The 15,165-nt window shown below is 55.3% G+C and carries 11 protein-coding genes; 7 read left to right on the top strand and 4 right to left on the bottom strand.

Annotated features, from left to right (window positions below):
• The coding region (locus VLX68_13060) for a fibro-slime domain-containing protein (GenBank protein ID HUI93170.1) at positions 1–3,285 on the bottom strand (3,285 nt) is incomplete at its 3' end.
• Between the two features lie 361 nt (positions 3,286–3,646).
• Here VLX68_13060 and VLX68_13055 point away from each other — a divergent pair.
• On the top strand, positions 3,647–3,958 hold the full coding sequence (locus tag VLX68_13055; protein ID HUI93169.1) for an antibiotic biosynthesis monooxygenase: 312 nt from the start codon (positions 3,647–3,649) through the stop codon (positions 3,956–3,958).
• Complete coding sequence (locus tag VLX68_13050; GenBank protein HUI93168.1) at positions 3,949–5,127, top strand: iron-containing alcohol dehydrogenase; 1,179 nt, start codon at positions 3,949–3,951, stop codon at positions 5,125–5,127. Before VLX68_13055 ends, VLX68_13050 begins: the two co-directional genes overlap by 10 nt.
• Positions 5,128–5,196: 69 nt before the next feature.
• On the opposite strand, the gene VLX68_13045 is transcribed toward VLX68_13050, so the two are convergent.
• A complete protein-coding gene (locus tag VLX68_13045) occupies positions 5,197–6,489 on the bottom strand; it encodes a hypothetical protein (protein HUI93167.1) in 1,293 nt (430 codons plus the stop codon).
• Between the two features lie 130 nt (positions 6,490–6,619).
• Here VLX68_13045 and VLX68_13040 point away from each other — a divergent pair, with 130 nt between their 5' ends.
• The 5 genes from VLX68_13040 to VLX68_13020 all read left to right on the top strand — a co-directional run bounded on the left by VLX68_13040 (position 6,620) and on the right by VLX68_13020 (position 13,081).
• Positions 6,620–7,585 (top strand): histone deacetylase, encoded by a 966-nt coding sequence (locus VLX68_13040; protein ID HUI93166.1) that lies wholly within the window; start codon positions 6,620–6,622, stop codon positions 7,583–7,585.
• Positions 7,586–7,597: 12 nt separating this feature from the next.
• Positions 7,598–8,821, top strand: a complete 1,224-nt coding sequence (locus VLX68_13035) for an MFS transporter (protein ID HUI93165.1) — start codon at positions 7,598–7,600, stop codon at positions 8,819–8,821.
• Position 8,822: 1 nt separating this feature from the next.
• Entirely contained in the window at positions 8,823–11,513 is a 2,691-nt protein-coding gene (locus tag VLX68_13030; protein ID HUI93164.1) for an AMP-binding protein, read from the top strand.
• A 40-nt stretch (positions 11,514–11,553) separates the two neighbouring features.
• Positions 11,554–12,759: a hypothetical protein gene (locus tag VLX68_13025; protein ID HUI93163.1), complete on the top strand. Its 1,206-nt coding sequence runs from the start codon at positions 11,554–11,556 to the stop codon at positions 12,757–12,759.
• Between the two features lie 67 nt (positions 12,760–12,826).
• Complete coding sequence (locus VLX68_13020) at positions 12,827–13,081, top strand: hypothetical protein (protein HUI93162.1); 255 nt, start codon at positions 12,827–12,829, stop codon at positions 13,079–13,081.
• 18 nt (positions 13,082–13,099) lie between these two features.
• On the opposite strand, the gene nifU is transcribed toward VLX68_13020, so the two are convergent.
• Positions 13,100–13,936, bottom strand: coding sequence for a Fe-S cluster assembly protein NifU (nifU, locus tag VLX68_13015; GenBank protein HUI93161.1), 837 nt, complete (start codon positions 13,934–13,936; stop codon positions 13,100–13,102).
• Positions 13,937–13,962: 26 nt separating this feature from the next.
• On the bottom strand, positions 13,963–15,003 hold the full coding sequence (locus tag VLX68_13010; protein HUI93160.1) for a DHH family phosphoesterase: 1,041 nt from the start codon (positions 15,001–15,003) through the stop codon (positions 13,963–13,965).
• Between the last annotated feature and the right edge of the window lie 162 nt (positions 15,004–15,165).

Raw genomic sequence — 15,165 nt, 5'->3', positions numbered from 1 at the left:
CTGGATGTATACCGGCACCTTGCGGTTGTTGTCATCCGGATAATTCTTATGCGCCTGGTCGGTCACCTGACTGTCTATGGATATTGACAGATACTCATTCGACGTGAGGTCCTTGCCGTTGAGCATGTCGAACTGGAGCGTGCTGTCGTTGAGCAGGGTCGCAAAGCGCATGATACTGTCGAGTACGCCGGGCACGGAATCAAACCCGCCGCTGCTATTGCGCTTCCAAACGGTAAACACCAATCCGGGAAGGTTTGTCAGCTTGAACGTGACGCCGTCCTTGTCGAAAATCTTTTCGGAGAACGTCACGGTCACACGGTCCTGCGTCCTGTCCTCGGTATTGCCGATGGTCTTGGTGACCGTCCATATCACCGGGCCCGCTCCGTCCGTGGTTCGGAAATCCGCCACACCCTCTGCGCCCGGCAAACCGTTAATGGTAATGACTGGACGCCAACTCGTCTGCGGCACTCCCGGCCGCGTGAGGCTGTCCTCGTGCAGATACAGTACGAAATGTGTTCCCGTCAATCCCGACGGTCCAGCCTGCATCAACCCTCCGATGCTGTCCACCTTGAACGTTATGTTCCCTACCACGATCAGCGAGTCCATCGGATAGTTAGCCGGAAACGTCACCGACTTGTTGAAGTAAAGCTCTATTTCGTCAAGATACCCGTTCCCGTTTACGTCACGCGTCACCGCGGAATCCAAGGACGACGGTTTTCCAATGATCACTACGAACAGGCTGTCCCCGACGCTGTCCTGCAGGCCGCCGTAGGTCCGCTGCGCGCGCGCTATTAAAAATCCCGCCTCCCCGTTTGTCGCCGTGCTCGCATCGTAATATATTCGAGGCACATTGCTGGCTTGGGTAAGCGGATGCAGCGTCTGCGTCACGCTCCAGTCCGAATTTTCCTTCCCCCGCTTGTTCCCATAAATATCGTATCCTATTGAATAGGCCGTCAGCTGCCCGTTCGGATAAGACATCGAATAGGTGCCCGTTAGGTGCACGCCCGTGGCTGACTCCAGCTGCAACCGGTACAGGCCGGCAGGCAGCAGCTTGAAGGGCCCGGTGGTCGCCGTGACGCCGTTGAGGTTCACGGTAAGCTGGTGCAACGTGTCAACACCGCCGATGTCCGGGTCGGTATACGGTGCGCGGTATAGTACGATTTTCACCGTGTCAACGCCGTTCTTGAAACACTCCGGCACCGTGTTGGTCCCGCCGGGCGGCGTGTTGATGATCCCGCTGCCAGCCCCTGTCGTCACCGTCGGGTCATTGGGAATCGCGCCCTTTCCCAGCGAATCCTGGTATGACGCGGGCGTTCCCGTGGTTGCCGGATAGCAATACGATCCGGGCACAAGGCCGTCATGGTTCGAGATCGTCACCAGCGCGAGCAACGTGTCACCCGCGATTCGCTGCGCCGGCGGCGTGATCAGCGTGAAGGTCGCCGACGACGGCGGCGCCACCGTTACCGTCACCGGAATCTGCACGTTCACCACGTGTGCGCCGCTTCCCGTTGTGCCCGTCAACTGCGAAGGTCCGCCCGGAGCCGTGGGGCTGAAACTCCATGACCCAGCGTCGCCGGTGGGAATCGGGTTGGCCGAAGCGATGTTCGGCGAAAGCGTCCAGGTGCCGGTAACATCGATCCATGCGTTGGTCGAGTCGGTTGACAAAATTCCCTGCAGCTTGACCGTTATCTCCTGGTCGGTGTTGATGTTGATTCCCGTGATAGGCTGGCCGGTCGCCACATCCACAAACCTCAGCTGCTTGATGTATCCGTTCAGGATGCTCACCGTCGTAGTGTCCCACAAAAGCCCCGTCTCCTGCGCCTGTGCCTTTGTGGTGCCGAATACCCCAGGTATTCGCTGGATCAACCCGACGTACTTCGGCGTCGAGGCAGTGATTTTCGCAATGCCAAGGTTGGCTCCGTATTCGTTCCACTCCGCATTGTTTGCAAAACGCGTGAAGTTGCCGGCCTTGTCCCGCACAATGCCAAAAGCATTTGCTTGTGACTGCACGTCGGAAATTGAGATGAGTGGATCATGATCGGGGTTCTGCAACCTTGTGAGACTGGCCGTGCTCCTGTCGTTGGGATTGATGTTCGTGTCCGGTTCGATCCAAACTTTATAATCGGGGCCCGGCTTGACAAAGATGGTATCGTAGGCATACAAAATATTGGTAGGCGAGACGGCGTAACTTGCGCCGACGATATAGGTGTCATAAGCTTGCACGGCATAAAACGTGGAGGTGCCGCCGCTTGTCTGGCTGATGCTGCTAGTGGTCGCGGCAGGGGTCAAGTTCCATTGAATGTACTGGGACAAATTCGGCAAGGGTTTTCCCTTGCTGTCAATCACTGACCCGGTGAACGTCGCGCTGTCTCCCGAAGCAAGGGTGTCTTTTTTTGGAACCATGGTAAGAACGAGCTTTGCCGGCACCGCGGTGATGATGTTCGTGGTGATTCTGATATCCGAGCCCACCGCCTGCCTTTCGCAGTAAAAAACATCGAGGGCGGCGGAATCGCCCGGCGTGAGGTGCAGCTGTGCGGCAAAGTCGTCAAGATTGAATTGACCAACCGTTGTATTGTGGACGCCGCCGATGTCAAGAACCAGTTGGCTGTCGACGAACACCCACAGGTCGTCGTCTCCCTCAAAGTAGAACGTCTGTCCCGACGCGTATTCAAAATTCCTGTGAAGATGCATCGCAAACGAGTAATTATGCGTGTTGGTTACCCTGTTGAGCTGTGTTCCGTCAAAACTCTTGGTCGGATCAGGGGCGGCGCCATTGGCCTGAAAGCCCTTGGTGTCGAGTGGAAAGAAGTTTGCGTTCTGATATTGGTAAATCCCCTGGCTTCCCTGCACAAGGTTAAAAACAAGGCTGTCCGGAACGACCACATTTTTATAAGACGTATCATATCCCACCGTATTGACACCGACGAGCGTGTGCCCGCCATTGGCATAAGCGGGCCTAGAGAAATCGTTCCCTCCCCCCGCGGTACCCTGGGGCCAGGGCCTGAACCATTTTCCTATTCCCCAACTGTAAAGATAAGTGGTAGTTGCCACCGGTAGTCCCTGCGCATCCAGCCTCGGCTGCACCATTCCCAGAAGAACAGTGGCCGGATTGGTGCCTGAATTGAAATCGGGGTTTGACCCGTCGGAATGATAGTCGAAGTATGTTACCGGAACAGTTATTGTTGGCGGATATACATCTTGCCCATTTGAGGTTAAGAAAAAGGCCATTACCATGCCGGTTGCCAGCTTAAGAATTCCGCGTCCTGAAAGATTTGGCTTTCGCATAAGTTAATCACCTTCCTGAAAAAAACAAACGTTATCAGTCATTTTCGTTTTTCCCGTTCTGCGACCGGTAATGCTTTTATAAACACAGTCGCTGGTTGATGCGGCTAAGTTCATTGTTTATTTATCATTAACCGATTAACCGGCTGTTGTATCTAAAAAATTTTGAGGGTTACTTTTTCGAAACCTTTGGCCGCCAGGAGTGTTGTCCAGCCCCCTTTAGCCAAGTAATATAATAAAAATGTCAGAAAAAAAGTATTTCATATGAAAAAAAATGGTTATATTTTGGTGGTCATTATCCATGGCTTGCAGCCCGATTTGGTCCCCGCATCATTGCAGCCCGCGTTTTAAAAGGAGAGTTCTCATGATCGTTACCACGGTGATGGTCCAGGTGAAACCCGATTCCATCACCAAATTCATCGAAGCCACCGTAAAAAATCATAATTCTACTGTCAAGGAACCGGGCAACCTCAGGTTCGACGTTCTGCAGAACGCCGACGACCCGAGCCACTTTATGCTCTACGAAGTGTATGATTCCGAAGAAGCCGCCGCCGGCCATAAAAAAACCGGGCATTATCTTGAATGGAAAAAGACCGTGGAAGACTGGATGCAGAAACCGCGCCAAGGCATTCCCTACACCGTGGTGCGCCCCCTGGAAAAGGAACAATGGCGGTAAAGCCGTTTTCGTTCTCGTCCCCGCCGGCAATCCATTTCGGACCGCATGTTTCCGAAAAACTCGGCGGCATCGTTTCCGGCTTCGGAAAAAGGGCGCTTTTTGTTCGCGGCAAAAATTCCCTTGAGCGCTCCGGCGCATATGCGGCCGTTACCGCCAGCTTCCGCAGCGCTGACATCGAATTTTTCGAATGGGAAATCGCGGGCGAGCCTTCACCGGCTGATGTCGACGGCGCCGTGTCCAAATACAAGGACGGCGGCATTACCGCGGTTGCATCTGTCGGCGGCGGCAGCGTGATCGACGCGGGCAAGGCGATATCCGCCATGCTGCCCGTGGAAGGAAGCGTAATAGAATACCTGGAGGACGTAGGCACCAGAATTCACCCCGGAAAAAAGGTCCCCTTCATCGCGGTTCCCACCACGTCGGGCACCGGCTGCGAGGCCACGAAAAACGCGGTGATTTCAAACGTCGGACCGCAGGGATTCAAAAAATCCCTGCGCCACGACAACTTCATTCCTGATGCCGCCATCGTCGATCCAGTGCTCACGCTTTCCTGCCCGGCCGCGGTCACCGCCGCCTGCGGCCTCGACGCGCTTTCGCAGCTGCTCGAATCTTTCGTTTCCACAAAAGCCTCGCCGCTCACCGATTCGCTTGCGCAAACCGGACTGGAACACGTCAAAGACAGCCTCGTGCCCGCCTGCGCGGGTTCTTCGCAGGATGTCAATGTCCGCGCCGACCTTTCGTTCGCCGCGCTCCTGTCCGGGATGACGCTTGCCAATGCGGGACTATGCGTGGTCCACGGCTTCGCGTCGTCCATCGGCGGGATGTTTGCCATCCCGCACGGCGTGGTGTGCGGCTGCCTGCTTGTCCCCTGCATGCGGCACACCATACGGGCACTTTCGCAAAGCGAGGCCGGGCTGCCGCACCTTGCCAAGTTCGCCCGGGCGGGAAAAATACTTAGCGGTAAAAAGCGCGCCACGGCAAGGGAGACGTGCGATTTGTTAATCGAGACACTGGAAGAATACGTCCGCGTTTTAAAAATTCCCCGGCTGGGCGTATACGGCGTCACGTCGCCGTCGGCTGAGGCGATAGTTGACAAGACGGACAACAAGAACAATCCGGCGAAGCTGGGGAAAGACGATCTGAAAAAGATTGTCATGGAGAGCATGTAATGGCACATGCACACAAAGCTGCGCGTGCCACTTGTCGCGTTTTCTTGTCTTAAAAGTCACTATACTTGCTCATTGCGGCATCGGGCCCCCCGAACCTAAATTCTGGAATCTCTTCCTGACGGTCACGTTTCCCGACGGCGCCGCAATCCGTTCCAGGACAATCCCATCAACATGCCGCATTCCGTAAAGCTGCAGTTTCTGGCCGCGGAGGTTGTAATATTCAACAAGGTCCTTTTCTTTTTTACCAAAACTGCTCAAACGGTTTCTCAATATTGAATTTGCGAACCTGACGCTGATTGGGACCTTTATTGTGTCAAGCTGCACGGCGCCTTGATGAAAAACAACCGTAAGGAGGTATTCGCCGGTCAAGGAGGCAGAAAACGTCCACGAAAGCGCCCCATTCGGGGGAACAGGATAAACGAGGTCGCTGTCCGGCGCAATCGACCAATTTCCCATTATGTCAACCCACGCGGCCGTGTCGCAGCTGCTCAGCGCCTGGAGCTTAAATGTTATTTCCTGGCCGGGATTTGCCACAACCGAATCTGCTGGCCGCCCGGTAGCGGCATTGACCAGCCTGAGCCGCCACATGCAACAGCAGCCTGCAATCTGCACCGGCACGGTATCGGGAACGGATAAGCTGCCATCGTATAAAACGATTTTGACATTTCCCCATCCTGTCCTTTCGATTTTGCACAGATACGGCTTGTCAGGCTGCGAAAGCCTGACGACTTCCGTGTCGCCTATTGTCCTCCACATGGCATCCCTGCAGAACCGAACGAAATTGCCATAGGCGTCCCGTACCACACCGGCCACCGTGGCCGTGCTGTTGGTATCGGCGAGATAAATCAAAGGGACCGGCATCGGGTTTCGCAGCCTGGCAAGACTGGCAGCGCTGGCATTGGTCGGATTGATGTTCGTATCGGGCTCTATCCACAGCCTGTAGGTGGACCCAGGGGGCTTGATATAAATTTTCACTGTGTCAAAAAGGGTTGCCTCGGGATTATTCGGAGGGGTAAGACTGGCGATGATATAATTCAACTGATAACCTTCAATTGCATAGTAAGTTGTTTGGCTGCCCGTGGTTGCACTCAGCTTGTTTCTTGTATCTGACGGAAGGATGCTCCAATGAATGCATGTGTCAAACTCGTGATGTGGTGCACCGGTATCATCAACAACCACTGCGAAAAAAGTACTCGAATCGCCGGATGCCATTGTATCGCCGAATGGAAAAACATGAAAGGTGAGAACAATCGGGATCGCATAAAGCCTGCCGGTATATGCCGCACATAGAATCACCAAAATTATTATTCTTTTCATTCTAGCACCCGCCTGTGCGAGCCTGACAATTTGCTTTTTCATCATCGATTCCGCACCTATTCCTTATCGGGCGTCTTCCTTCAAGTAAATTCGCTTTTGTTTCTACAACATCATAGTCGTCAAAACATTATTTTAAGTTCAATCTCCCCATCAACACATTCGCGAGGTGTGGCATATGCAAAGGAAAAAGAAGAAATCATCCGCTTCGTCCGTTCCCGCCAGCCCTGCCTCCGCCCGCGTTACCGGCTATCTCTTCGAGGACGACTGCATGGGATACGAGCTTGACTTCGGCCACCCGGAAAGCCCGGCGCGGCTCGCCGCGATCAAGGCGAAAATGGCGGAATTGGGCCTTGACAAAAAGGTGCTCAAACTCGCCCCGCTCGCCGACGTCGTCCCGCACATAAAAAAAATCCATACCGACGCGCATGTCACGTCGATACAGAACATCGCAACGATCGGCCGCATCGCCGGCCTGGCGGCCGGCGGCGCGCTTTCGGCGGTCAAGGCCGTGTGCGAGGGGCGGGCGCGCAACGCCTTCAGCGCCATGCGGCCGCCCGGCCACCACGCGCTCAACACGGGCCAGGAGGAGGGCTTCTGCTTCTACAACAACGTGGCCATCGCCGCGCGTTACGCGCAGGACGTTTACAAAAAGAAAAAGGTGCTCATCGTTGACTGGGACTTCCACCACGGCAACGGCACCGAGGCCGCGTTCTACGAGGACCCCACGGTGCTGTATTTTTCCACGCACTACGCGCTCGCCTACCCGGGCACCGGCCACCCCGACAAGGAGGGAAACGGGCCCGGCCTCGGCTTCAACATCAACGTGCACATGCCTTGCGGCTCGGGCGACCCGGAGTTCCTTGAGATCTTCAACACCATTCTCGTGCCGCGCGCCGACGCGTTCAAGCCCGATTTTATTCTCATTTCGGCCGGATTCGACGGCCGCGCCAACGACAAGCTCGGCTGCTTTGACATTTCAGACGACGGGTTCGCCGCGCTCACGAAAATCGTCATGGGCATCGCGCACCGGCATTGCGGAGACAAGATAGTGTCGTGTCTTGAGGGTGGTTATACACCAGAAGATCTGGCAGGGGCGGTATGCGCTCATGTCGAGACATTGCTGGAGTATGAGCCAAGATAAATAAAAAAAATCATGAGATACAATAAAAACATCCTTCTCACGGGCCTCACCTCCTTCTTCACCGACGTCTCGTCGGAAATGTTGTATCCTCTCATCCAGGCGTTCGTCACCGCCATCCTGTCGGCGCAGAAAACTCTTATCGGCCCGGTGCTCGGCATCATCGAGGGCGTGGCCGAGTCCACGGCGAGCCTGCTCAAGGTGTTTTCGGGATATTACTCCGACCGCATCCGCGGCCGCAAGGCGCCGGCCATCGCGGGCTACGGGCTTTCCGCTTTGTCAAAGCTCCTTTTATTTCTCGCGTCGCAGGGCTGGTACTTCATTCTCGTCTCCCGTTTTTTCGACCGCACCGGCAAGGGAATCCGCACCGCGCCGCGCGACGCGCTCATCTACGAATCAACGGACAAAAACAAACAGGGCGCGGCGTTCGGGTTCCAGCGGGCAATGGATTTCGCGGGCGCGACGCTCGGCGTTCTCGTTTGTTATTTTGTGTGCCAGCGGTTCCTCGACCCCGCCACCAAGACGATACGCGACCTCCACGCATTTTACCTTTTGTTCATGCTATCGGTGGTTCCGGCGTTCATCGGCGTGGTGTTTCTGTTTTTTCTCCGCGAGACCCGGCCGGAGGCAGGCCGCGCCGCAAAGGAAAAACCGAAACCGAACCTTGACTTCAGGAAGTACGACCGCAGCCTCAGGATGTTCTTTCTCGCCCAGTGTTTTTTCACGCTCGGCAATTCGTCGAACCAGTTCCTGCTGTTGCGCAGCGCGAACCTCGGCGTGGCGCTGTCGACCGTCATCCTCATGTACTTCGTTTTCAACCTCTCGTCCACGGTGCTGTCGAATTTTTTCGGGACTTTGTCGGACAAAATCGGCCGACGGAAAATTCTTATCGCCGGATATGTCCTGTATTCCGCCGTCTATTGCTGTTTCGGACTTGTCACAAAGGAACATTCATCCCTGTTATGGATTTTATGGTGCCTCTACGGCATCTATTACGCCATGACCGAGGGCGTTGAAAAGGCGTTCGTGGGCGACCTGGCGCCCAAGGATTCGCGGGCGACCGCGCTCGGATTCTTCCACACCATTGTCGGCATCGGCCTGCTTCCCGCCAGCGTGATCGCGGGCTTTCTTTTTTCACTTGCGCCGGCGGCCCCTTTTATTTTCGGATCATGCATGAGCGCATGCGCCTTCCTTATTGTAATCGTTTTTGTGGCGGAGCAAAAAACAACCGGAGCCTGACATGAACAAGCACGTTTACGCCGACCTGCTCAACAAATCCATGAACGAAAACGCCTCCCGCCCCTGCATGCACATCAAGCGCAAGGGCGAGTACCAGAGCTGGACCTATGCCGATTTCCGGAGGGACGTCAACCAACTCGCGTCGGCGCTCAGGAAGAAAGGGTATTCCAATAAAGACACGATCGTGGTGATCGGCGACAACACGCCCGAGTGGGTGCTCGCGTGGCATTGCGGTTTTCTCGCGGGCGGAAAGACCGTCCCGGTCGATCCCAACCTTCCCGCGCCGGAAATCCGCGAGATCGTGTCCCAGGTGAAACCGAAATTCGTGTTCTGCTCCAAAGGGTTCATTAAGCTGTTTGACGAAATAAAAGCCGAATCAAAATTCATTTCAGCGGTGATCGTCGACGACAAGGACTGCGCCGAGGCCAAAACCACTTTCGCGAAGTTCATCGCGGACGGCGATCCGGCCCAGGACGCCTTTGCTCGGCAGTTCAACCCCGACGATGTCGCGGTGATCATCTTTACTTCCGGCACAACGGGCAAGGCAAAGGGCGTGATGCTTACCCAGCGCAACTTCACGGCCACACCGCTTTCGGCCATCCCGCGCATGAAGGCCGGGCCCGGCGACACCATGATGGCCGTGCTCCCCCTGCACCACGTGTTCGGCGCGTGCGCGAACCTGCCCGGCGCGCTCGGCGGCGGGCTTGACATCGTGCTCATTCCCACCATCAAGGGCTCGCTCATCCTGGATGGGTTGCGGGAGAAAAAAGTGACCATGCTGCCCGCGGTGCCCAAGCTGCTCCAGATGTTCTACAATAACATCAACCAGAACGTCAAATCAAAAGGCCCCATGGTGCGCGCGATGTTCGCCGCACTCACGTTTGTGTCCGCCACGCTCGGCCGGTTCCTGGGCCAGGATTTCCGCAGAAAACTTTTTTCCTCCGTGCACAAGGGGTTCGGCGGCAGGCTCAACATCGTCATATCGGGCGGCGCGGCCATCACAAAAAACGTTTTCACCGGGTTCAAGCTCATGGGGTTCAGGATCGTCGAGGGATACGGGTTGTCGGAAACCTTCGGCGCCATCACGCTCTGCCCCATCGACGACCCGCGCCTCGGCAGCGTGGGCGTACCGCTTGACGAAAACGAAGTCCGCATCGACAAGGCCGACGCCGCGGGCATCGGCGAGATATGCTTCAGGGGCGCCAACGTGTTCGCGGGCTATCTTAACAACGAGGAACTCACCAAAAAATCGTTCGACGCGGACGGCTGGTTCCACACCGGCGACCTGGGAAGGCTCGACAAGGACGGGTTCATCTACATCGTGGGCCGCAGCAAGGACATCATCGTGCTCGACAGCGGCAAGAACGTGTATCCCGACGAGCTCGAGGATTTCTATTCCGCCTCGGAATCCATAGAGGAGATCGGCGTGTTTTCCGCAAAAGTCAAGGGCAAGGAGATCGCGGCCGCGCTCATCCTGCCGTCGCAGAAGGTGCGCCGGAACCACACGCTCTCCGAAGCCGCCGAGGTCGTGCGCAACGAGGTGCTGCGGCTCGGACGCGACCTGCCCTCCTACAAAAAGATCACCGATTTCGCGGTTGTCTATGACCCCCTGCCCCGGACCACCACCAAGAAGCTCAAGAAGCACGAGCTGCGCGAGCTGTACTATTCGCTCAAGGAATCCGACGAAGGCCGCACCAAGAAACAGGCGGTCTCGGCCGCGGAGAGCAGTCTTATGGCGACCGCCGAATACAAGTCCATCGCCATGCTCGCCGCAAAAACGGCAAACCTCAATGAGTCAGCGCAACTGCCGCCGTTCTTCAACCTCGAGCTCGAACTCGGCCTCGATTCCATGAAGAAGCTCGATTTTCTATCTTTGACAGAGCGTAGATTCTCAATCGTCTTTTCCGACGACGACCTGGTGCGGCTCGAGACCCTCGGCGACGTTTACACCGCGGTAATGGACCAGTTGTCCGCGGCAAAAGGCGCAGAAACCATCGACGACATCAAGCAAAGGATCGTGGGCTCAACACAGCCGGCACCGTATCCCGCAAAAGGCGCCGCCGTGTTTACCAATGCGCTGCCGGCAATCACCCACGCCGCAAGCAGCATGCTGTGGAACGTCACCGCATCGGGCAACGTGGGCGTCCCGGAGGCCGGCACGCCGGTCATCTTCTGCGCGAACCGCCAGAGCGTCCTCGACCCGCTATGGGTCATGTATTCGCTCCCGCCGGCCGTGCGGAAAAAGACCTTCATCATCGGCGGCAGAGACCTTCTGCCCGTCCTCCTGCACGCTTCGCTTTCGGGCAATATCGTGCCTGTCAAGCGCGAGGGCGACGTTGCGGCCATCCTGCGCGCGTCCATCGCCGTGCTCAAGGACGGCAACAACCTGCTCGTGTTCCCCGAATCGGGCCAGACAAAAACCGGCGAGTTGCGGAAATTCAAGTCAGGCATAGGCCTGCTCATGCTCAGCATCAACGCCACCGTGCTGCCGGTTCGCGTGCGCGGCACCTTTGCCGTGTGGCCGCTCGGCGGGTTCCCGAAATTTTTCATAGGCAAAAAGGCCTCGCCGACGATAACGTTTGGACAGCCGCTGACGTTTCAAGGACTTATTGACAAAGGGAAGATTACGGCGTATTCGACGGCGGACCAGATAGCGGGGGAAGTAAGAAATATTATAGCCGAGATGAGTTGAAAAGTTGAAGAGTTGAGAAGGTTATAGGTTAAGGGATAGAATGCCGGTTGAGGTGATTGGAGGATCATTTAACATGTATGGATTGACCCCAGACACCCCACTTCCCAAAATAAACCGCACTGCAAGCCTTCTTGTTTTATCATTTCTCGCAATCATTTTTGGCGCAGTACCCGCGCATGCAAATGCCGGCACGTTCATGATGTGGACGGGCACCTTTCATTTGCTTTTCGGGAATGCCATTATCGGATATTTTGAGGCTTTCCTGCTCTGGAGAATCTATCAAATAGCCATAGACTTTGGGAAGGCAACACCTCGCCTGATCCTTGCCAACTACACCTCCATGATTCTCGGCGGGCTTGGATTGGCGATTGCGGGAGCAGGCCTGAAGTATTCGCTTGACAATGCGTTATTCCTTCTTCTCTCGATGATTCTTGTCTCCTATTTGGCGACCGTCGCGATTGAATGGCCGTTTTATCATTTCTCTTTTGACAAATCTAAAAGACACAAACTGACCTCGCTGAAAGCGTCCTTTATAGTAAATGCCGTTTCTTACGCAATTCTGGCTGTAATTTATGCGTTAGTGGGAAACATTGGTTTGATTACGGCCGTATCACACTCTCAGGTAAATGTCAAGGATTTCGGAGACGACTATATTGTCTATTATATCAATCCCAATGACGGGAATGTGTACATGTTCGACGCTCACACGCAATCAACCGCTCTCACATATAGGCTTCAATCAAGAGGAAATTTTGATAGACTCTACGCGACCCCGAACGATTCCGGCAGTTGGGATCTTTATGCAGCCATGAAATGCGCAAAACCAGATTCCTTTTGCAACAAGCAAATTTGTCATGCCTTCTCTCGTTTCGCCTCCAGATCGTGGAGGGACTCAGTGACGCTAGCGAATCATGCACGTTCTCAATTTGATTTTTTGAACACCTGGTGGAATTTCGGTGAAGCGGCAGATCTCAGGAAGGCGCCTAGCCAGCTTAAGTATGCCTATACAGAATTCTGGCCTGGTATGGGCTTGCATCTGTCCTTTGGTTCTGGCGAGAAAAAATCTATCGGATTTGAAACACCTTTTGGCAGCATTCTGTTCCGCAATGCCACCATACTTCCCAACGACCGGATAGTTCTTCAAATGAATGACGACATTTGTATCTACAATGCAAAGAACAATCGGATGGCAAAACTTATCCGTGGACGCGGGCCTGTGGTTGTTATGAAAGAGGATATTCCATAAATTTTCTAAAATAAATTGATTTCGATGGATTGATAAAATGTACTGGTGAAAGTACAGGAGGGATGTAATGAAGTTCAAATACCATCTCACCATCATGTCAATTCTATGGATCCTGCCCCTCATCTTCGGGGCAGTCATTTTGTTTGGTTACCATGTCCTCAACATTCCGGCATTCGGAGGAGTTGGCACTCGCTTCTTTTCCTATTGTGTTCTCTTAGCTCTTATTGCGACAGGTTATTTCCTCCGCGTGCTATGGGAATATGCTAAGTTAAGCCAAGACGACCAACGGGTGTACCGAGGAAGGCTTCGTTTTTTCTTTTGAAAAACTAACTTCAACAAATCAAACCATCTTCACCACTAAATTCTCCGCCACCTTCTCCCTTAACTTTTTCTGCACCACCCCGACCATGGTGTTGTTCGAAAACGCGCATCCCTTGCAGTGTCCTTTAAACCGCACCGTCACCTCATTTCCGTCCACGTCGACGAGCTCGCAGTCGCCGCCGTCGTTCACGAGGATGGGCCGGATGTCGGTCTGTATCACGTCGCGGATGCGGTCGATTTTCTGCAGCGTGGTCAGCCGCGCCGCGGCCTTGGGCGTCGCGCCCTCGGTGCCGTTGATTTTGTCAAGCATCTCCTGGATCTGCTCGTGGCACCCGCCGCACCCGCCGCCCGCCTTGGTGAAATTGGTGACGTCCTCGATGGTCTTGAGATGGTTTTCACGTATGGCCTTTTCGATTTCCCTGTCGGTGACGTTGAAGCAGGTGCACACCACTTTGCCTTCCTTTTCCGGCGGCGCGGTCTTTTTCCCGCCCGACTTGTAATATTCTATCGCTGCCTCGAGCGCCTCCTGCCCCATCACGCTGCAGTGCATCTTTTCGCGCGGAAGGCCGTCGAGCTCCTTGGCGATGTCGGCGTTGGTGATCTTCTGCGCCTCCTCGAGGGTTTTTCCCTTGATCATTTCAGTGAGCGCGCTTGCCGACGCGATGGCGCTGCCGCACCCGAAGGTCTTGAACTTCGCGTCCTTGATTTTTCCCTTGTCGTCGAGCTTGAACGTGAGCCGCAGCGCGTCTCCGCAGGTGATGTTGCCCACCTCGCCGAGCCCGTCGGGATTTTCAATCTCCCCCGTGTTTCGGGGATTGAGAAAATGGTCGCGGACCTTGTCTGAATATTCCCACATGGCAAATCCTTTTTTGAAAAGTATTTCTATTTTCTCCTTCGTTCCTCCAGTATATGTACGCCTTCCATGGCGCCGATATTGAACACGGCCTTGATGGTCTCCACAAACTTTTTCATCAACTCGTCTTCCTGGCCCTTGACATAGGGAATCCGGCCCGCGCCGAGCTTGCCGTGCCCGCCGCCCCCGCCGCCGAGCGCGAGCGCGATCTTTTCCGCGAATATGCCGGCCTCGTCGCGGTTCTTCGCGCGGATGGAAAAGAACACGTTTTTCTTGAAAAACCCGCAGCACACGGTGATGTCGATATTTTCCAGGCTGTGGAACAGGTCGGCCATCTCGGCGACGTAGTCGGGTGACGCCACATGCCCCAGCGGGATGTATCCGAACGACCCGTACGCGAGCATGGTCACGGCCGCGCGGTGGACGATCTTGAAAAAGGCCACGTCCCGGTCCGGATTTTCTATTTTGGCAAGAAGGCTGTGGTTCATCCGTAGAAAAAGGTGCTTGTAGCACTCGAGGTCCTCGGCGGTCGAGTCGCGGCCCATGTCGCCGGTGTCGGTCTTTATCCCGTAAAACAACGCCGTGGCGAGTTTTGGGTTGATGGGACAGTTGGCCGCGAGCAGGTATTCGGTGACGATGGTCGAGGCCGCGCCGATCTCCTTGCGGATGTCGCGGTAGAACTGCTGGTTTGCCGGCGCGTCGCCCATGTGATGGTCGATCACCGCGTGCACGGGCGTACTCGCGGGCAGCGACACGTTGCTGCGTCCGGGAACGCAGTCGACGAGTATGATCCTATCGAAATCCTTGAGCTCGAGCAGCACGTAGGGCACGGTGTGGATGTTGAGGTGGCGTATCATGGCCTTGTTTTCGGCGCGGCCCACGAACCCGCCGAACGAGATCACGCTCGACTGCGTTCCCCAGAACGACAGCAGCTGCGCGATGCCGTAGGCGGACGCAATGCAGTCCGGGTCGGGATAATCGTGGGTGAGGATCAGGGTCGAGGACGACGGAGTCACCCGGCGCTTGAAATCCTCGACCTGTTCCGCAATGCCCTTGGGCAGTTTCGACATGTCGGCCACGGTAGGGTACCTCCTCTTTTCAACGGCACCGCGCAAACTGACAGAAAGGAATGGCGCGCGGGCCCGGCGGCGCAAAGGGAGAATTATATTGCACCGCCGAATCTAAAATAATATAATTAAACATATTTATCGCTATTTCACGTTCTTGCGGAA

This window comes from Chitinivibrionales bacterium (assembly GCA_035516255.1).
Classification (GTDB): Bacteria; Fibrobacterota; Chitinivibrionia; order Chitinivibrionales; family FEN-1185; genus FEN-1185.
This window is presented reverse-complemented; position numbering and strand designations above follow the sequence as displayed.

Bases quoted from the DNA above. Each gene is read 5' to 3' on its own strand.
- VLX68_13025 (HUI93163.1), top strand. From the start codon at position 11,554: ATGCCGGTTGAGGTGATTGGAGGATCATTTAACATGTATGGATTGACC.
- VLX68_13030 (HUI93164.1), top strand. From the start codon at position 8,823: ATGAACAAGCACGTTTACGCCGACCTGCTCAACAAATCCATGAACGAA.
- VLX68_13035 (HUI93165.1), top strand. From the start codon at position 7,598: ATGAGATACAATAAAAACATCCTTCTCACGGGCCTCACCTCCTTCTTC.
- VLX68_13050 (HUI93168.1), top strand. From the start codon at position 3,949: ATGGCGGTAAAGCCGTTTTCGTTCTCGTCCCCGCCGGCAATCCATTTC.
- VLX68_13040 (HUI93166.1), top strand. From the start codon at position 6,620: ATGCAAAGGAAAAAGAAGAAATCATCCGCTTCGTCCGTTCCCGCCAGC.
- VLX68_13055 (HUI93169.1), top strand. From the start codon at position 3,647: ATGATCGTTACCACGGTGATGGTCCAGGTGAAACCCGATTCCATCACC.
- VLX68_13020 (HUI93162.1), top strand. From the start codon at position 12,827: ATGAAGTTCAAATACCATCTCACCATCATGTCAATTCTATGGATCCTG.
- VLX68_13045 (HUI93167.1), bottom strand. From the start codon at position 6,489: ATGATGAAAAAGCAAATTGTCAGGCTCGCACAGGCGGGTGCTAGAATG.
- VLX68_13010 (HUI93160.1), bottom strand. From the start codon at position 15,003: ATGTCGAAACTGCCCAAGGGCATTGCGGAACAGGTCGAGGATTTCAAG.
- nifU (HUI93161.1), bottom strand. From the start codon at position 13,936: ATGTGGGAATATTCAGACAAGGTCCGCGACCATTTTCTCAATCCCCGA.